Origin of the sequence: Tistrella sp., from assembly GCF_002684955.1 — a bacterium.
In the GTDB taxonomy this organism is placed as follows: Bacteria; Pseudomonadota; Alphaproteobacteria; order Tistrellales; family Tistrellaceae; genus Tistrella; species Tistrella mobilis.
In genome coordinates, this window is the sequence record NZ_NYWI01000071.1 from 83,505 (window position 1) to 101,475 (window position 17,971).

Annotated in this window: 12 protein-coding genes; 7 read left to right on the forward strand and 5 right to left on the reverse strand. The window is 69.4% G+C overall.

All coding sequences use genetic code 11. The annotated features are described in order from the left end of the window. Nucleotides 1–51: 51 nt before the first annotated feature. Together CMO28_RS21945 and CMO28_RS21950 are read right to left on the reverse strand one after the other, a co-directional pair. Nucleotides 52–963, reverse strand: coding sequence for a DMT family transporter (locus CMO28_RS21945; protein WP_296717048.1), 912 nt, complete (start codon nt 961–963; stop codon nt 52–54). Continuing rightward, entirely contained in the window at nt 960–1,529 is a 570-nt protein-coding gene (locus CMO28_RS21950) for a GNAT family N-acetyltransferase (RefSeq protein ID WP_296717050.1), read from the reverse strand. Before CMO28_RS21950 ends, CMO28_RS21945 begins: the two co-directional genes overlap by 4 nt. A 175-nt stretch (nt 1,530–1,704) precedes the next feature. Here CMO28_RS21950 and CMO28_RS21955 point away from each other — a divergent pair, with 175 nt between their 5' ends. The 3 genes from CMO28_RS21955 (at nt 1,705) to CMO28_RS21965 (ending at nt 6,291) form a co-directional block, all read left to right on the forward strand. Further along, nucleotides 1,705–3,789: a methyl-accepting chemotaxis protein gene (locus CMO28_RS21955; RefSeq protein WP_296717053.1), complete on the forward strand. Its 2,085-nt coding sequence runs from the start codon at nt 1,705–1,707 to the stop codon at nt 3,787–3,789. Between the two features lie 329 nt (nt 3,790–4,118). Beyond that, entirely contained in the window at nt 4,119–5,282 is a 1,164-nt protein-coding gene (locus tag CMO28_RS21960) for a class I tRNA ligase family protein (protein ID WP_296717056.1), read from the forward strand. A gap of 7 nt (nt 5,283–5,289) precedes the next feature. Then, a complete protein-coding gene (locus CMO28_RS21965; protein ID WP_296717058.1) occupies nt 5,290–6,291 on the forward strand; it encodes a LysR substrate-binding domain-containing protein in 1,002 nt (333 codons plus the stop codon). A gap of 16 nt (nt 6,292–6,307) precedes the next feature. Here CMO28_RS21965 and CMO28_RS21970 read toward each other — a convergent pair whose 3' ends face one another. Together CMO28_RS21970 and CMO28_RS21975 are read right to left on the reverse strand one after the other, a co-directional pair. Continuing rightward, a complete protein-coding gene (locus tag CMO28_RS21970) occupies nt 6,308–6,937 on the reverse strand; it encodes a GDSL-type esterase/lipase family protein (protein WP_296717061.1) in 630 nt (209 codons plus the stop codon). Beyond that, entirely contained in the window at nt 6,934–7,617 is a 684-nt protein-coding gene (locus CMO28_RS21975) for a Crp/Fnr family transcriptional regulator (RefSeq protein ID WP_296717063.1), read from the reverse strand. Before CMO28_RS21975 ends, CMO28_RS21970 begins: the two co-directional genes overlap by 4 nt. Nucleotides 7,618–7,801: 184 nt before the next feature. On the opposite strand from CMO28_RS21975, the gene CMO28_RS21980 reads away from it, so the two are divergent. The 3 genes from CMO28_RS21980 (at nt 7,802) to CMO28_RS21990 (ending at nt 10,278) form a co-directional block, all read left to right on the forward strand. Then, nucleotides 7,802–8,404 (forward strand): HD domain-containing protein, encoded by a 603-nt coding sequence (locus tag CMO28_RS21980; RefSeq protein WP_014743753.1) that lies wholly within the window; start codon nt 7,802–7,804, stop codon nt 8,402–8,404. Between the two features lie 73 nt (nt 8,405–8,477). Beyond that, a complete protein-coding gene (locus tag CMO28_RS21985) occupies nt 8,478–9,254 on the forward strand; it encodes a class II aldolase/adducin family protein (protein WP_041605220.1) in 777 nt (258 codons plus the stop codon). Nucleotides 9,255–9,390: 136 nt separating this feature from the next. After that, nucleotides 9,391–10,278, forward strand: a complete 888-nt coding sequence (locus CMO28_RS21990; RefSeq protein WP_296717066.1) for a dienelactone hydrolase family protein — start codon at nt 9,391–9,393, stop codon at nt 10,276–10,278. 15 nt (nt 10,279–10,293) lie between these two features. Here the strand turns inward: CMO28_RS21990 and mtgA are convergent, their stop codons facing one another. Beyond that, nucleotides 10,294–11,034 (reverse strand): monofunctional biosynthetic peptidoglycan transglycosylase, encoded by a 741-nt coding sequence (gene mtgA / locus CMO28_RS21995; protein WP_296717068.1) that lies wholly within the window; start codon nt 11,032–11,034, stop codon nt 10,294–10,296. A 232-nt stretch (nt 11,035–11,266) separates the two neighbouring features. Here mtgA and CMO28_RS22000 point away from each other — a divergent pair, with 232 nt between their 5' ends. Then, nucleotides 11,267–17,941, forward strand: a complete 6,675-nt coding sequence (locus CMO28_RS22000) for an autotransporter domain-containing protein (RefSeq protein WP_296717072.1) — start codon at nt 11,267–11,269, stop codon at nt 17,939–17,941. Nucleotides 17,942–17,971: the final 30 nt, after the last annotated feature.

Sequence of the window (17,971 nt, forward strand, 5' to 3'; positions counted from 1 at the left end):
GTTGATGGCGGGGATCAACCCCGATCATCAACCCCGCCTCTGCGCCCGGCATCACCCCGCCGCCCGCCTTTGCCCGGCGGCGCGGCGGGTTTCCAGCCACAGGCAGGCACTGACGATGATCGCCGCCCCCAGGATCGATGCCAGACCCGGCGTCGTCCGCCAGATCGCCCAGTCATAGAGCACGGCCCAGGCGAAGGCGGTGTATTCCAGCGGGGCAACCCGCTGCACCTCGACCCGGGCCAGGGCCCAGGAAATCAGCGCGATTCCGCTGACGCTCAGCCCGGCCACGACCAGATAGCCGGCAAGCTGGGTGGTCGAGACCGGCGTCCAGTCGATCAGCGCCACCGGGATCGCAACCGTGCCCGCCACCAGGTTGGCGCTCAGCGCCAGCGCCCCGATCCCCTCCGACGGCGCCAGCTTGCGGGTGGTCACGATGACGCCGGCATAGCCCACCGTCCCGATCAGGGCCGCCACATAGCCCGTCAGCGGGCCATGGCCCTGACCGTCCTGGACCATCAACCCCGGTGACGCCACCACCAGCACGCCCAGGAAGCCGGCCGAGAGGGCGATGCCCGCCCCCTTGCCCGGCCGTTCGCCCATCAGCGCCCAGGCGAGCAGCACGGTGACGATCGGGGCGGTGAACAGGATGGCATAGGCCTCTGCCAGCGGCAGCAGGGTGAAGGCGGTGAAGAAGCCGAAGCCTGCGATCGCGAGCAGCACGCCGCGCAGCAGATGGGCCCCGGGCCGTGCCAGCCGCCAGGTACTCCGCTCGGGCCTGAGCAGCCACCAGAGCCCGACCCAGGGCAGAGAGGCCGCGGATTTGAGCAGCACGATCTGACCGATGCCATGGTCGCCGCCCAGCAGCTTCACCACGACATCCATGGTCGAGAGCAGGCAGACCGCCAGCAGCATCGCGCCGACCGGCCGGGCCCCGGCGGTTTCCGTCCGGTCAGACGCGCTCATGCGCCGGATCCGAGCGGCAGATCGTAGCGGTATTCGACCGAACGGCTCAGATCGTGAAGCGCGCGGGTGAGGGGGCCGCGTGTGAAGCCCTGCGCCTCGTAGAAGGCATGGCCTTCGGTGAAGCGGGTGTCGGTCCACAGCATCAGATGGCGACCGCCGGCATCGCGGGCGTGTTCGATCGCCCGCACCAGCATCCGGCGGGCAAGGCCGGACCGCCGGGCCCGTGGCGAGACATAGAGCTTGAACAGCTCGAAATGGCCCGCGGGTTCCCCCTCTGCCGCCATCACGGCACAACTGGCCAGGATCGTGTCCGCCGTCGCCGGGGCTGCGGGATCGCCGCCTGCAACCGCCACCCAGGCGGCGCCGCCACGGGCGCCGACATGGCTGGCATAGTGGCGCAGCTCCGGCAGTTCGGCGTCGACATCCAGGATGCAGCCCGGATAGGCGGACCAGCAGAGATCGATCAGCGCGATCAGCCCCTCCCCATCGGCGTCGACGAGTGGCCGGATGACCGGCACCGGCAGCGGGGTGACGAGCGGTGTATGAGCGGGGGCGGCGTCGGGCATGGGGGCGCGTATCCGGCGATGGCGGGGGACGTCTGAAGCCTCGCCCATCTGCGGTCGCGGGTCCATCCAGGATTTCTGGGGGTGAGGGGCAGTGCCGCTGAACCACAGCCGGACCGTCATCCGCGCGTCATGGTTGGTGTGATAGATCGGGCACACGACATCGATGGAGGGCGACATGGCCGGACGCGGCATCTTCAGATCCCTGCGCCTGCGCATCCTGGTGCTGGGCGGCGGTATCCTGATCGTCGGCTTCGGGCTGGCGACCGCCTATGTGCTGCACACCCAGGAAGAGGCGGCCAGGCTTGCGGCCGACCGGATTCTGGCGGAAACCGCAGCCGGTCAGGCGGCGGTGGTGGCCGAAGAGATCGGACGTGCGGTTGCGCTGGCCGAGACCATGGCGGCCGGGCAGACCGGTATGCTGGCGGCCGGCACCACCGATCGTGCGGTCCTGGCGGCGGCACTGCACGGGGTGGTCGCGGCCGAAGCGGGGGTGGTCGGCGGCGGCCTGGGCTGGCAGCCCGGCCTGCCCGACGGCCGGGATGCCGATTTCCGCAACACCGGGCTCGGCGACGCCGACGGCCGGTTCGTGCCCTACATGTCGCGCACTGCCGATGGCGGCGTGGTGACCGAGCCGCTGATCATGGATGCGGCGGCCGATGCCTGGTATGGGGCGCCGATGCGCGCCGGCCGCAGCCTGGTGACCGAACCCTATCTCTACCCCGTCGCCGGCCGGGATGTGCTGATGACCACCGCTGCCGCCCCGATCCTGCGGGCGGGCAAGCCGGTGGGTGTCGCCACCGTCGATCTGGGCCTGGACGACCTCCAGCGCCGGATCGGATCGGCCCGTCCCTTCGGCAGCGGCCAGGTGGCGGGGTTGTCCGCCGACGGGCTCTGGGTGGTGCATCCCGATGACGCGCGGCGCGGCAGGCCGGCGACGGCCCCGGCGATCGCCGGCATCCTGAAGGCCGCGGCCCGCGGCCCCGTGGAGCAGGCAGTCGACGGTGCGGATGTGGCCGGCCCCGCCGGTCCGGTCCTGGTTCGGGCGCTGCCGGTGGATCTGGGCCATGGCGCCGCGAAATGGACGGTGCTGGTCACGGTGCCCGAAGCGGCGGTGTTCGCCGAAGCCCGCGCCGTCGAGCGGCGGCTGTCGATCGGGCTGGTGGTGATCGCCCTCGGCGCCGGCATGGCCCTGTTCTGGATGGGCCATGCCATCGCCGCACCGATCCGCCGGCTGACCGGCACCATGCATCAGCTGGCCGAGGGCGATCGCGCGGTCGAGGTACCGGCAACCGCCCGAGCCGACGAGATCGGCGCCATGGCCCGCACTGTGGTCGTGTTCCGCGACGGTCTGGCCCGGGCCGACCAACTGGCCCACGAAGCCGAACGTCGGCGCGCGGCCCATGAGGCGGAGCTTGCGGCCGAGCGCCGGCGCATCGCCGACGCCTTCGAGCAGGAAGCCGGGCGGATGCTGCAGGAGCTGATCGCGGCGGCGGCACGGATGCGCGACACCTCGGCCGAGATGGGCCAGATGTCGGCGACCTCGATCGATGGCGCGCGGGCGGTGGATACCGAATCCCGAGCCGCCGCCGCCAATGTCCAGACCGTCTCTGCCGCGGCGGAAGAATTGTCGGCCTCGATCGGCGAGATCGGCTCTCAGGTCGGCCGTGCCCGCGGTGCCGCGGATCGGGCGGTCGAAGAGGCGGGCAGTGCCGACAGCCAGGCGAAGCGGCTGGCCGAAACCGGGCGGGTGATCGGCCAGGTGGTGTCGCTGATCGGCGACATCGCCGGCCAGACCAATCTTCTGGCCCTGAACGCCACCATCGAGGCGGCGCGGGCCGGCGAGGCCGGCAAGGGCTTCGCGGTGGTGGCGGCCGAGGTGAAGGCGTTGGCCGACCAGACCGCGCGGGCGACCGCCGACATCTCGGGCCGCCTGGGAGAGATCCAGGGCGCTGCCGCCGATATGGGCACCGCGATCGACCGGGTGACGGTCAGCATCCGCGAGATGCACGAGATCGCGCTCACCATCGCCTCGGCGATCGACGAGCAGGGGGCCGCCACTGCGGAAATCGCCCGCAATGTTCAGGAAGCGGCCACCGCCACCGATCGGGTGTCGGTGCGCGCGGCCGAGGTGGGGCAGGCCTCGGACCGGACCGGAGATGCCGCCGATGCGGTGCTGGCCGGCACCGAAGAGCTGACGGCCACCATCACCCGGCTCGACCAGGTGGTGCGCGAGATCCTGGCGCGGATCCGCGCCGGCTGATCGGCAACCCCCGGCAGATCGTTCTTGACGGGAAGGTGCGCCATCGCGCAGGCTTCCCCGCATCGGTTCATCACGCGCAGGAGAGGAGGGCAGTCATGATCACCGGCATCTGCACGCATGCCCGCCGCTCCCCGGCCGCCCGTGTCCGCTGCCTGGTATCGGTATCGATTGCGCGAATTTCCCGCCCGGTCTCTGCGGAGGCCGGGACCGGCGTCGTCATAGGGCGCCGGAGCGACGATACAGGCACCGCCTGACCGTTCGGAGACGAGGTCCCGGTTTCACACCGGAGGGACCGCCCGGCGGGGCGGTACGACCGACGGGACCCGATCATGACCGAGCTGCTTCTTCAGGCCACCGCCGCGCCCTTCTCTGCCGACCTCACGGCCAACGATCCGACCTTTTCTCCCGAAGCTGATCCCGCACGCGAAGCCCGGCTCGTCGATGCCTGGGCGGAGATGCGTCTGGACCGCCGGGCCCGTAGCGCCTGCGCCGGGCGCCCGCGTGCGGCCCTTCCCGAGATGTCCGCGCTTCTGCCGGCGGGGGCTGGCGTGGTCGAGGCGGCGCTCTGCCGGGACATGCTGGCGCGGGCCCGGCGCATGGCCGGTTTCGACACCCCGCCACCGGCCGGGGCGGCGCATGCGGCCGGACGGCGCCTCGGCCTGCTGGCGGATGCCGATGCCGCGGCGGGTGATGCCGGTGCCGACTGGCGGCGCTGGGCCGCGCGTGCGGACCAGGACGGCGCAGACCTGCTCCGTGCCCGATTTGCAGCCGGTGACACTGTCGATGCGTCCGGGGCGGTCCGCGGCATCCGCGCGGCCCTTGGGCGCCTGCTCGATCATCTGGCGGTGGCACCAGCCGGGCTGCTGCCGCCGGCCGACCGGCTCGACATGCCCGAGATCCTGCTGCTCGCCCGGCTGGTCGAAATCGATGCCGAGTTGCGCGACGATCTGGAGGCGGCCGATCTGCCGGCGATGCTGGCCCGGCTGGCCCGGTTCTGCGCCGACGAGTTGACCGCCGGTTGGGCCGGGCTCCGGGCCGGTCTGCTGGCGGGGGATGCAGATGCCCCCGGGCGGCGGGCGGTTGCGGCGGTCGCGGCGCGCAGCTTCAACCATCTGGTCGCCTGGATCGCGCCGCTTCTGCCCTTCATGGCCGAAGAGGCCTGGCTGGCGCGCTGGGGTGCCGGTGCCGGCAGTGTTCATGAACGTCTGTGGCCGTCGGTGGATCCGCTCTGGGCGACGCCGGGAACCATCCTCGCCAACCGACGCCTGGATCGGCTGCGGGCCCTGGTGCGCGATGTGGCGGGCGGGCGCGAGATCACGGCGGATGCCACCGTCGAGCTGGATCTGCCTGCCGACCGGCGGCCGCCATTCCGTGAGGCCGAGCTTGGCCCCCTGCTGGGGGTTGGCCGGTTGCGTCTGCGCAGCCTGCCCGCCGGTGCAGCACCCGCAGCCCGGTTCGCCGCTGCTGGACCGGTGCTTGCCGCCACGGCATGATCGGGGCATGGCTGATGCTCCGCTCCGCGATCCCAATCCCGAACCGGGGGGCGCCCATGCCGATCCGGCGCTTCGGCCCGAGATCGCGCGGGCGCGTACCATTGCGCGCCTGCCGCTGAACGCGATCCGGGCCTTTACCGCCGCGGCGCGGCTGGGCGGCATGGCGGCGGCAGCAGGAGAGCTTGGCCTCACCCCCGGGGCCGTCAGCCAGCAGGTGAAGACGCTGGAGGACCGCCTGGGGCTGAAGCTGTTCGAACGCGAAGCCCGCGGGGTCCGCCTGACCGCCGTCGGTGCCGACCTTGCCGATGCCGCCCATCAGGCGCTGGACGGGATGGCCCATGCCTATGAACGGGCGCTGGCCCGCACGGCGCCCGGCATCCTGACCGTCGGCGTGGCGCCGAGTTTTGCAAGCCTCTGGCTGGCCCCCCGCATCGGCGGGTTCCTGAAGGCGCAGCCCGATCTGGCCGTGCGCCTCGACAGCCAGCGTCACCATGTCGACCTCGCCCGCGGCGAGGCCGATATCGCCCTGCGCTGGGGGCGCGGGGACTGGCGCGGTCTGGTGGTGCTGCCGCTCGGTCCCGAACCCCTCACCCCGGTGGAGGCGCCTGCTTTGGCCGCCGCGCTGCGCACCCGCACCGATTTTGCGCCCGCCCGCCTGCTGGATCAGGTGCGGCTGCACTTCGCCGAACTCGATGATTGGGGCTGCTGGTTCCGGGCGGCGGGGGTGGCGATGCCGGAGGGGATCGCCGCCGGGCCGGGCGGACCGGTCTTCAGCGAATCGACCGCCGTGATCGAGGCGGCGGAGGCCGGCCAGGGCATCGCCATCGGCCGGCCGTCGCTGACCGCCGATGCGATCGCAGCCGGCAGGCTGGTGCAGCTTTTCCCAGACATCCGAGCCGATGACGGCTGGGGCTATTACCTGGTGGCGACCGAGGTGGGGCTGCGCCGGCCGGCGGTGGCGGCCTTTCGTGACTGGCTGATGGCGGAAATTGCGAAGATGCCGCGTTGAACCGGTCAACGCTCCATCAGGCGCCGCCGGTCCAGCCCTGCCAGGCCGGCCAGCCTTCGATCAGGGCGGCGAGGCGTTCATAGCCCGCAGCATCCGGATGTGCGCCATCTCCCGCCCGGACCTCTGCCATCCACACCGGATCTGCGGCCAGGGCATCGAAAACTGGCAGCCAGGGCACGCCCAGGCGCCGGCAGATCGGACCGAGGGCGTCGCTCAATGCCTGAATGCGCAGATTGGCGTCGTCTTCCGCGATCGGCGGCGGGCCGATCATCAGCACCGGCCGACGGGCGCCGGCAACCCGCAGAATGCCCTCGGCATTGGCGAGGCTTTCGGCCATCGGCAGCCTGGTGCCGAAGGGTGTGGTCGCCTCCATGCGGTCATTGACCCCGAAGGCGAAGATCAGCCGGCCGTCGACGCCCTCCGGCAGCCGGGCGCGGCTTTCGCTCAGCCAGCGTTCGGCGATGTCGCGGCTGGTGTCGCGGCGGATGCCCAGATTGTAGAGGGTGAGATCGGCACCGCGGGCGATGGCCTTTGCCGCCACCCGGCCTGCCCAGCCCAGGCAGGTGCTGTCGCCCGCACCCGCGACGAAGCTGTCGCCGATGACGCAGATCCGCAGGGGCAGACGCTCCTCGCCGCCCGCCGTCATCCGCGGGCGATCCGGTCGAGGGCGGCGCGGTCGGTGATCGTCACCCGGCCATAGGCGCGGGCGATCAGCCCGTCGCGGGCCCAGGCGCCGAGCAGGCGATTGACGGTCTGGCGTGACGTGCCGAGCATGTGACCCAATTCCTCCTGCGGCAGATGCAGGGCGATCCGTGTGGCGGTGCCTTCGACCTCTCCATAGGCATCGGCCAGCGCCAGCAGGCGCTTGGCGAGCCGGCGATCGAGCGGCAGGAAGGCCTCGTCTTCAAGGGCCGAGAAGGTCATGCGCAGCCGGCGGCAGAGCAGGACCAGAAGATGAGCCGACAGCGGCGGATGCTCCGCCAGCAGGCGCACGAAAGCGGTTTTCGGCACCACGATCAGCTCGCTTTCGCCCAGCGCCACCGCATCATGGGTGCGCCGGCCGCCGTCGATGAGGGCGATTTCGCCGAACCAGGCGCCGGGCTCCAGCACGGCCAGCACCAGTTCACGACCGTCATCGCCGGCGGAGGCGATGCGCACCGCACCTGAGATCACGCCGAACAGGGCATCGGCCTCGTCGCCCTTGGCATGGATCAGCCCGCCATCCGGCACCCGGCGCCGGCTGCCTGCCTCGGTCAGGCGCCGCACCGTGTCCTCGGGCAGGGACGAGGAAAGAAAGCCGCTCTGGTCGGCGAAGGGGATGGTCATCGGGCGGTGCGGGGTCTCGGGGAAGAGGGGGGTGCAAAGATGCGGCGGGATGGTTGCGTGGACTGTCGCAGGGCCGACAGACGACAGGCATTACATGATCCTAGCATGTTTGTCCCGGAACCACCGTCCGGGCAAGGGGCGACAACCGCTCCGTCGAAGGATCCAAGGGAGGACGAGCCGTCACATGAACGCCATCACGCCGCCCGATGCCGAGGCCCGCGCCGGCTTTCGCCGCATGCAGGAGGGCACCGCCGAGGATTGGGCGAAGATCGCCGGCAGTTTCCGCGGCTATGCCCGGGCGCTGCCCGACCGGATTCTGGATCACCTGAAACTGCTCGACGGTGATTTCGGCGGATTCCCGATCGACCGGCTGCATCATTCGCTGCTGACCGCGACGCTGGCCCACCAGGCCGGCGAGAGCGAGGAATACGTGGTCTGCGCCCTGCTCCACGACATCGGTGACACGCTCGGCAGCTATAATCATCCGGATATCGCGGCCGCGATCGTGAAGCCCTTCGTCGAGCCGGAGCATCACTGGATGGTGGAGAAGCACGGCCTGTTCCAGGGCTATTATTTCTTCCACCATATCGGGCTGGACCGCGACATCCGGGAACAGTTCCGGGGGCATCCGAATTTCGACCGCACGGCGGCCTTCTGCGAGAAATACGATGCGCCGGCCTTCGATGCCGATGCCGCATGCATGCCGCTCGAGGCCTTCGAGCCGATGCTGCGACGGGTGTTCGCCGCCCCGAAGCAGTCGGTCTACAAGAAGGCGATGGAGGACTGACGCCATGACCGCCCAGCATCCCACCCCGGCCGCCGATCCCGCGGCCAGGCGCCCTGCGACCGATCCGGGGCCGATGAGCGCCGCCGCGGCCCGCTACGGCAACCTGCCCCGCCCGCCCCGCTTCGAGCGGGTGGAAGAGGCCAGGCTCCACGCCAAGCAGCGCCTTGCCGCGGGTTTCCGCATCTTCTCGCGCTTCGGCCTGGATGAAGGCGTCGCCGGACATATCACCGTGCGCGATCCCGAACATCCGACCACTTTCTGGACCAACCCCTTCGGCGTGCATTTCAGCCAGATCAAGGTCTCCAACCTGATCCGGGTCGATGAAGAGGGGCAGGTGGTCGACGGCGATGCGATCTGCAATGCCGCCGCCTTCGCCATCCATTCCCGCATCCACAAGGCCCGCCCGGATGTGATGGCCGCGGCCCACAGCCACGGGGTCTATGGCCGCGCCTGGTCGACGCTGGGACGGCCGCTTCAGCCGATCACCCAGGATTCTTGTGCCTTCTGGAACGACCATGCCGTCTATGACGATTTCGGCGGCGTGGTGGTCGAACTGGACGAGGGCGACCGGATCGCGCGGGCCTTGGGCAACAACAAGGCCGCGATTCTGCAGAACCACGGCCTGCTGACGGTCGGCGCCTCAGTTGACGAGGCGGTCTGGTGGTATGTGGCGATGGAGCGCTGCTGCCAGGTCCAGCTGATGGCAGAGGCGGCAGGCACGCCCAAGGTCATCTCCGATGCGTCGGCCGCCCAGGCCTATTCAGTCACCGGCACCGCCCAGGCCGGCTGGTTCCAGTTCCAGCCGCTCTATGCCCGGATCGTCAAGGAACAGCCGGATCTGCTCGACTAGGTCGTCAATGCGGATTGGTGCATTCCCGTGGATGCAGCGTTTCGCGTAAGACGCTGGTCGACGAGGGGATATCAGGCCATCTGGCGAAGGAAGCGGTGGTGACGTCCACCGCGCCCCTTGCCGGAGATCCAGAAAAATGACCAATCATTCATCTGACCTGGCGAGCCTCGTGCCGCCTGTGGACGTCACCCGCCGCGGCTTTACCCTCGGCTCGCTGGCGGTGGGGTTTGCGCTGGCCGCCAGGCCCGTGCGGGCGGAGACGCGGATCACGACCGATGCCGCGGGGCTGGAGGCGGGCGCCTTCACCCTGCCGGTCTCGGGCTTCGACGTGCCCTGCTATTTCGCTCGGCCGGCAGGGGGCGAAAGGCTTGCCACCATCCTGGTCGCGCCCGAAATCTTCGGCCTGCACGAGCACATCGCCGATGTCTGCCGGCGTTTCGCGCATGAGGGCTTTCTGGCAATCGCCTTCGATCCCTTCGTGCGTCAGGGGGACGTCACCACGCTGCCCGACGTGCAGACCATCATCTCGACCGTGGTCTCGAAAACGCCGGATGCCCAGGTGATGGCCGATCTGGACGCCATCGCCGCTCATGCCGCAGCCGAACGCGGCGGCGATCCGGAGCGGCTGGGCATCACCGGCTTCTGCTGGGGCGGGCGCACGACCTGGCTTTATACCGCCCATAATCCGAAGGTGAAGGCAGGCGTCGCCTGGTATGGGCGGCTGGTCGGGCCGTCGAACGAGATCACGCCGCGCCAGCCCGTTGAAGTGGCCGCCGATCTGGCGGGGCCGGTGCTGGGCCTCTATGGCGGGGCCGACAGCGGCATTCCGGTTGCGACGGTGGAGCAGATGCGCGCGGCACTCGCCGCGGCTGGCACACCGGCGGCGCAGGCGTCGGAGATCGTCGTCTATCCCGACACGCCCCATGCCTTCCATGCCGATTATCGGCCGAGCTATCGGCCCGAAGCCGCCAGGGACGGCTGGGCGCGCTGCCTCGCCTGGTTCCGCGACCACGGCCTCGGCTGAGCCCCCCGGAGCCGCTCAGGCCGGCGGTGCCGCACAGGCCGTCGCCGGCCCCAGCTGTCCCACACGGCGGGTGATGACCCCCGCCCGGCGCTGGATGTAACGCGTGGGCTCCGAGGCGCTCCAGCGGCGCGGATTGGGCAGAACCGCGGCGAGCAGGGCCGCTTCCCGTGCGGTCAGCGCCGCGGCGGGCTTGCCGAAATGGGCTTGGGCGGCGGCTTCGGCGCCATAGATGCCCGGCCCCATTTCAGCGACGTTCACGTAAAGCTCGATGATCCGCCATTTCGGCCAGAGGATCTCGATCGCGAAGGCGAGCGGCACCTCCAGCGCCTTGCGCAGGAAGCCGCCGCCCGGCCAGAGGAACAGGTTGCGCGCGGTCTGCATGGTGATGGTGCTGGCGCCGCGCAGCGGCCGGCCGTCGCGCCATTCGTCGATCGCCTCGCCGACCGCGTTCCAGTCGACGGCGAAATGGCTGCAGAAATTATTGTCTTCGGCGGCGATCGCCGAATTCGGCAGGGCGCGGGCGATCTGATCCAGGTCGCGCGGCCGATAGTCCAGCCGCCCCTCGTCCACCAGACGGATCAGCATCAGCGGTGTCGCCGGCGGATCGATCCAGCGATAGGCCACCAGCATTGCCGCCCAGATCGCCAGTATTGTCAGCACCACGGCCCGAACCGCCCGCAAAACCCGGCGCAGCAGGCCAGGCGCTGGCCGGGCGGATCGGCCCGGACGCGGCTTCGGGGGTTGGTCGGTGGTCATGCGCAGGCCAATCCTCGGTGCATGGCCGTCAGCATGCCTGAGCGGGGCTGATGTCGCTACGGGAAAACCTGTGTCAGCTTCGGGGCGCGGCTTTAGGTTAAGGCGATGTAAACCCGGGTTGACCTGTCGATCTGTGGGCCTTCCGACACCGATGCGGCTCCGACATGTTGGAGGCTCGGTCGGAGCGCCCGGCTCCGGCGTCGGATCGCTTTGCCCGAAGGATGCGCGCATCATGGCTGGCCACCCCCGCTCTCTCTGCCACGAGGTCGACCTGTCCCGCCGTCTCAGCCATCTGAGGCGGCGTCTGATGGCCGGTGCCGCCATGACCGTAATGGTCTGGGGGGCGGGCAGCCGCGACGAGGTTCTGGCCGAGACCATTACGGTCGGCTCGGGGGATACCCCGCTCAGGCTTGAAGAGCTGTCGGATCTGCCGACGACGGTGGAGATCACCGCGGGGGCCAGCCGGACGGTGACCGGCGATGCACCGGCAGTCTCGTCCGAGACGGCGGGCTGGACGCTTGAGAATGGCGGCGAGATTACCGCGGAGGGGCTGGCCGTGGGGCTGGTCGGCAGCACCCTGGTCAACGGCAGCGATGGCCGGATCACCGGTGCTGCCGGCGTGCAGATGGCCGACCCGGACGGTACCGCGGGCCTTGGGGTCGAGAATGCCGGCGTGATCACCGGCCAGGCAGGTGCCGGCCTGGTGGCCGGGGGACGGGGCCTCTTTGCCCTCGACAATCAGACGTCGGGTGCGATCTTCGCCGCTGGGCCGGCTCTGGCTGTTCAGGCCGCCGAGGCGGTGGTGGGCAATGACGGCACGATCCAGAGCAGCGGGACCGATGGCGCCCTGATCGATGCCGGCAACGTGGTCCTCGCCAATGGTGCAAACGGGGCGATCATCGGCGACGCCATCGGCCTCGGCATCACCGGCGGTGCGGTCGAGGTGACGAATGCGGGCACCATTGCCGGCGGTGCCAACAGCGCCCAGCCCGTGGCGGGCGGCATTGCCATTCAGGCCGACACCGCAACCGTGCGGAACGAGGCCGGCGGCATGGTATTGGGGCGCGAGGCCGGGGTCACGGTCGAGGCGGCCGATACGGCAGAGGTCGTCAATGGCGGCGTGCTGAACGGCGTGATGATCGACGGTGAGGCGCAGGCCCTGCTGCGTAATCTCGCTGGCGGCTCGATCACTGCCGAAACCGACAATCTCGTCACGGGCCGCGGCATCGTGCGGGTGGAAAATGCCGGCACGATCGAGGCTGGCAGGCCAGGGCGGAGCAGCGAAATCGGCCTGATTGCGGGCACCCGCGAAGGCGCGGACCGGCCGGCCGAGACCATCCTGATCAATGAAACGGGCGGCCGGATCACCGGCTTCAACGGTGCGGCCGTGCTTTCCGGTGACGTGATCCGGATCGAAAACCGGGGCACGATCGACGGTATCCTGGCTCCGGCCGTCAGCGCCACGGCCGATGTCACCCATGTCGTCAACGAGGGCCTGGTCGCCGGTGGCACCGGCTTCCTGATCGATGGCGATGCCACTCTGACCAATGCTGCCGCGGGCGAGATTCTGACCTGGGGGACGGCGGTTTTCACCACCGGCGCCGCCGATGTGGTCAATGCCGGGCAGATCGTTACCGTCCACGGTGTCGTGCCCGCCGATGTCCCGGACGGTGCGGTGGCCGTGGGCAGTGGCAGCCATGTCGACAATCTTGCGGGCGGCGTGATCCTCAACCGACGCTGGTCCGGCATTGCCGTGTCGGATGGTCTGGGGGATGAGGATCCGGCCGACCGTGAGACGGTCATCGAGAACGCCGGCCTGATTCGCTCCGAAGGCTCCGGTCGAGGGGTGATTGTCGATGTGGCGGGACGGGTGACGGTCTCCAATCGTCAGGGCGGGAACATTCTGTCGGCTGGCGCCGAAGGTATCCTGCTTCAGGCCGGCACGACCATCATCGACAATGCAGGGGCCATCATTGGCGGCAGTGCCGATGAGGATGTGCAGATGATCGCGGGCGTTGCCGCCCTCGGAGACAGGACCGTGGTGACCAACCGGGTGGGCGCCATCATCGCCGGCGACGGGATGGGAGTCTCCCTCACCGCCGCGGACGAAGCGGCGATCGAGAATGCCGGCTTCATCAACGGCATGATCGTCGACGGCGGCATGTCCACCTGGCTGGACAACGCCGCGACAGGTGTTGTGGCTGCCTATGAACAGAATGGGCTGCTCGGCAAGGCGATCACGGTCGACAATGCCGGTGTCATTCAGGGTGGGGTCTCTGCCCTGGTTCTTGGGGGCGATGCGGGTCGGGTCGTCAATACCGGAACCATCGAAGGGGGTAGCGGCGCCGGGATCGCGAGCGTCACGACGGCCGGCACCAGTGTCGTCAACAGCGGGGCGATCACCGGCGGCGTGGTCGGCATCGGCACCGAGGGTGGGCTCGCGCTCGAAAATACCGGCCGGATTTCAGGCGGCTTCGTTGCCGTCAAGGCGGTGGGCGGTTCAACCATCGACAACCGGGCCGGCGGGGAGATCGTCTCCGAAGGCTCTGCGATCGAGATCGTGGGCGAAGCGCTGATCGCCAATGCCGGCCTCATCCGGTCCGAACAGGGCATTGCGATCACGGTCGAAGGCGATGCGGTGGTCGACAATGCTGCGGGCGGTGTCATCGAGGCCGCCGGACCGGCCCTTCTGCTGGCGGGCACGGCATCGCTCACCAATGCCGGGCGTATCTCGTCCACCGATCCGACCTTCGGCGGCGGCGATGCGGAAGGGGTCGCCATTCTGGTCGGCAGCGGCGGGTTGATCGCCAATACCGGCGTGATCGAAAGCGGTGCCGGCGCGGTGATGATCGGTGACGTCGCCGACGATGCCGGGGAGCTGACGACCGCCATTGCCAATGACGGCCTGATCCAGGCGCGCGGTGCCGGCGTGGCGCTGGCGGCCGATATCGTCGGCGGGCTGGAAATCGCCAATACGAACACCATCGTTGCGGCCGACGGACCCGCCATGCAGGTCACTGCCGGCGAGGTGCTGCTGGGCAATGGCGGGGTGATCGTCAGCGAGGGCGGCACCGGGGTCCGGTTGCAGGCGAATACGGTGTCGGTTTCCAACGGCGCCGGCGCGCTGATCCGCGGCGGCGGCGGTGGCGACGAGGACGGCGGCATGTCCGTCCTCGGCGGGACGATCGATATCGGCAATGCCGGTGTCATCACCGGCGTGTTGACCGGCCTCGGGGCCGCCGGCGAAGACGTGACCGTCACCAACGATGTCGACGGGGTGATCGCCGGCAGCTTCCAGGGGATCGGCCTCGCCGCTGCACATAATGCGACGATCGACAATGCCGGCTATATCTCCGGCCTCATGGCGGCCGCCGACGACGGCGTGCTCAGCCTGCAGAACGGCGAAACCGGCGTCATCGCCGGCAACGCGCCGAACAGGCTCGCCGGGGTGGAGGTCGTCGTCGACAATGCGGGGCTGATCAGCGGCAACACGGGGCTGTTGATCGAGGCCGGATCGGTCGTGATCTCCAATAGCGGCCGGATTACGGGGGTGGATGAGCCGACCGACGGTCTCGACGATATCGGCGATCTGGACAGCAGCATCGGCATCGTGGCTCTGGTCGATGGGGCCGCCGAGATCGGGAACAGTGGCACGATCAGTGGCAGTGTCGCGGGCATTCTTGTCGATGGTGATCTGTTCCTGGAGAACACCGGCACGATTTCCGGGGGCGAAGCCGGCGTCTCGCTTCTGGGGGGCGCGATCCATAATGCCGAGGGCGGCGTCATCTCGGGTGGCGGTGGCATCGAGCTTCTTGATCCGGAAGCTTCGGCCGAACTGATCAATGATGGCGCGATTCGGGCGACGGAAGACGTGGCCGTCAACTTCGGTAACGGAGCGATCTACAATTCGGGCAGCATCGTTTCGCTCGGCCGCTACGATGAGGATGATCCTCTGGCCGACCCGGACGAGATCTATGCCGCCATTCTGCTGGAGGGCGGCAGTCTGGTGAACGCGGCCGGCGGCCTGGTTCTGGGCGCGGAAGCCGGGGTGGTGGATCAGGGCGATGCCGATGGTGATGGCGCCACCGTCCGCAATGAGGGACAGATCCTGGCCGGTGTGGCCGTGACCAGTATGGGCGACGACTTCGTCCTCGAGAATATCGGCGGCCGGATTGCCGGCGGCATCCGCGCCGTCGACCTCTCGGGCGAAGACGCGATGATCGTCAATCAGGCCGGGCTGATCGATGGCGGTCTCTGGCTCAACGGCAATGGTGCTGTGGTCGACAATCGTGCCGGCGGCGTGATGATCCGGACCGGTGCGCGCGGTGAAGACGGAAAGCCCGACTCCGCCGTGATCGATCTGCTCGATGTCGATGGGGCGGTCGTGACCAATGCCGGATTGATCGCGGGCAATGATGCCGACGGCATCGATGCCGGCCTCTCGGACGAGTCCGCTTGGGCGTCGCTCGAGGTGGCCAACCTGTCGGGCGCACGCATCGCCGGCGTCACGGCCATTGATGCCGAGGTCGATACGCTCGACGTCGACAATGCCGGCTTCCTGACCGGCGAGGATTATGGCGTTTACGCCACGGCCGATGATGTGTCGATCGTCAACCGGGCGGGCGGCGAGATCACCGGTGGGATCAGTGCCATCGATGTCGAAGGCGGTTTCGACATCCAGAATGCGGGCGCCATCTCGGGCGGGAATGACGAGCGGCATGCGCCCGCCATGTTCCTTATCGGCGACGGCACCCTGACCAATGCGGCCGGCGGCCGGATCACCGGTGGCGTCGCCATTTCTTCCGATGCCGACGGTCTGGTCGATGTGGTCAATGCCGGCGTGATCGAGGCAGAGCGTCTGGCGATCCAGGTCGGTGGTGAGGCTTCCGTCGAGAATCAGGCAGGCGGTCTGATCTCCGCGGCCCTCGGCATCGTCTTCACCAGTTCGATCGACCCGGACGCCCTGCCGATCGACACCCCGACACTGGTCAACCGTGGTGAGATCCGGGGCGGTGTGATCTATGACGCGGGTATGGTCAATATCGCCGATATCGGCGGACGGCTTGGCGCCAATGAAGAAGGTTGGGCCCTGACCTTCTCGGAAGATGCCGACGAGCGCTGGCTGACGGTGCGCGACGGCGCCGTTATCGATGGCGACGTTCTGGCGGGAGAGACCAACGACCTTAACGCCGCCCGCGACCGGGAGGACAGCGTCGCCACCTTCGAAGGCGGCGGCAGCTTCACCCATGACCTCAGCGGTTTCGGCCTGATCGAGAAGGAGGGGGCCGGCACCTGGCGCTTCTCGGGCAATCTGCTCGCTGCCGCCTTCGATGTGAACGAGGGGGGGGTCCGCCTCGACGGCCGCTTCACCGGCGATGAGATGACGGTCGGGACCGGGGGGACGCTTTCCGGTAATGGCACGATCGAGGGCGATCTGGTCAGTGAGGGCCGGGTGGCGCCGGGCAATTCGATCGGCACCATCACCGTCACCGGCGATTTCACCCAGACCGCAACCGGTACGCTCGCCATGGAATATGCCGCCGACGGTGCCGGTGGCACCGTCACCGACCGGCTGGTGGTGGGTGGGGCTGCCACGATCGAGGGCGGTACGCTGTCGCTGACCTCGTTCGACGGCAGCACGCCCCGCTATGCCAGCACCGAACTGATCACGGCGACGGACGGCATCACCGGCACCTTCGATACGGTCGAAACCGATCGGGCCGGTCTGGTCGGCCGTCTGTTGGCCGATGGCGACGTGATCTCGCTCAGGCTGGTCGATACCGAGAACGGTTTCCGGGCGCTCGCCACCACCCGCAATGCCCGCAATGTCGCAACCGTGCTGGAGACCCAGGGGCTGACGGCGACCGGGGATCGCGACCAGCTGTTGAGCGAGCTGGCGGCCCTGGGCGATGCCGATGCGGCCGCGGCCCTCGGCGATCTGGCCGGATCCGAATATGCCGGCCACTGGCGCTATCTGCGTGGGGCAGGCCGTGCCTTTATCGATGGCGCGGCAAATGCCGGCCATGCCGGTCATCGCGGCGCCTGGATCACCGGTTTCGGCAATACCGGCCGGACCAGCGGCGAGGATGACGCGGGCGATCTGCGCTGGCGGAGCGCCGGCACGGCGGTGGGCATCGACTTCGCGGTGGGGGAGACGGCGCGCCTCGGCATCGCAGCCGGCGTGACCGACGGCCGGACCACCGCCCGCAGCCGGGATGCCGGCATCGATACCACCGGCTGGCATATCGGCGCCTATGGTGCGGTGCCGGCCGGGCCGGTGACGCTGGATGCGGTGGTCGCCTATACCCGGTCGTCTTCGGATGCCGACCGGTCGATCACCGGTACCGGCCGCACGGCCCGGGGCAGCTTCGATACCGATCAGGTGACTGCCGCCATCGGCGTTTCGACCGATCTTGTGGTGCCGGGGGCGAAGCCCGGCACGCCCGAGGCGGCGGCGGGGGCCCCAAGCTGGACCGTCACCCCGATGCTGCGCCTGATCTATGACCGGCAGAAGAGCGACGACGTCACCGAAACCGGTGCCGGCGCCGCGGCGCTGGTCGTCCAGGGCGGCACGGTCGAAGGCCTGGAGGCCTTTGCCGGGGTGCGTTTCTCCACGGCCTATGGCGATGCGGCGAAGGGTGAGACCGTGATCCGGCCGAGCTTCACCCTGGGTATCGGCCAGGAACTGCTTGATCGGGATCAGACGCTGACCGCGCATTTCGCCGGGGATCCGGCGAACCCCTTCCAGGTGGACGGCGTCTCGCAGGGCCGGACCACGGGCCGGATCGGTGCCGCGGTCGAGGCCGATGTCGCACCTGGCGTGACGCTGGGCGTCGGCTATGCCGGTGCGATCGACGAGACCGGCGGCGACCATCGGCTGACCGCCGGGTTGCGCTTCTCGTGGTGATCCGCGCTGCAGATCCTGCTGATCATGTCC

Coding starts and splice junctions, on each gene's coding strand:
- CMO28_RS21945 (WP_296717048.1), bottom strand. CDS start 963: ATGAGCGCGTCTGACCGGACGGAAACCGCCGGGGCCCGGCCGGTCGGC.
- CMO28_RS21950 (WP_296717050.1), bottom strand. CDS start 1,529: ATGCCCGACGCCGCCCCCGCTCATACACCGCTCGTCACCCCGCTGCCG.
- CMO28_RS21955 (WP_296717053.1), top strand. CDS start 1,705: ATGGCCGGACGCGGCATCTTCAGATCCCTGCGCCTGCGCATCCTGGTG.
- CMO28_RS21960 (WP_296717056.1), top strand. CDS start 4,119: ATGACCGAGCTGCTTCTTCAGGCCACCGCCGCGCCCTTCTCTGCCGAC.
- CMO28_RS21965 (WP_296717058.1), top strand. CDS start 5,290: ATGGCTGATGCTCCGCTCCGCGATCCCAATCCCGAACCGGGGGGCGCC.
- CMO28_RS21970 (WP_296717061.1), bottom strand. CDS start 6,937: ATGACGGCGGGCGGCGAGGAGCGTCTGCCCCTGCGGATCTGCGTCATC.
- CMO28_RS21975 (WP_296717063.1), bottom strand. CDS start 7,617: ATGACCATCCCCTTCGCCGACCAGAGCGGCTTTCTTTCCTCGTCCCTG.
- CMO28_RS21980 (WP_014743753.1), top strand. CDS start 7,802: ATGAACGCCATCACGCCGCCCGATGCCGAGGCCCGCGCCGGCTTTCGC.
- CMO28_RS21985 (WP_041605220.1), top strand. CDS start 8,478: ATGAGCGCCGCCGCGGCCCGCTACGGCAACCTGCCCCGCCCGCCCCGC.
- CMO28_RS21990 (WP_296717066.1), top strand. CDS start 9,391: ATGACCAATCATTCATCTGACCTGGCGAGCCTCGTGCCGCCTGTGGAC.
- mtgA (WP_296717068.1), bottom strand. CDS start 11,034: ATGACCACCGACCAACCCCCGAAGCCGCGTCCGGGCCGATCCGCCCGG.
- CMO28_RS22000 (WP_296717072.1), top strand. CDS start 11,267: ATGGCTGGCCACCCCCGCTCTCTCTGCCACGAGGTCGACCTGTCCCGC.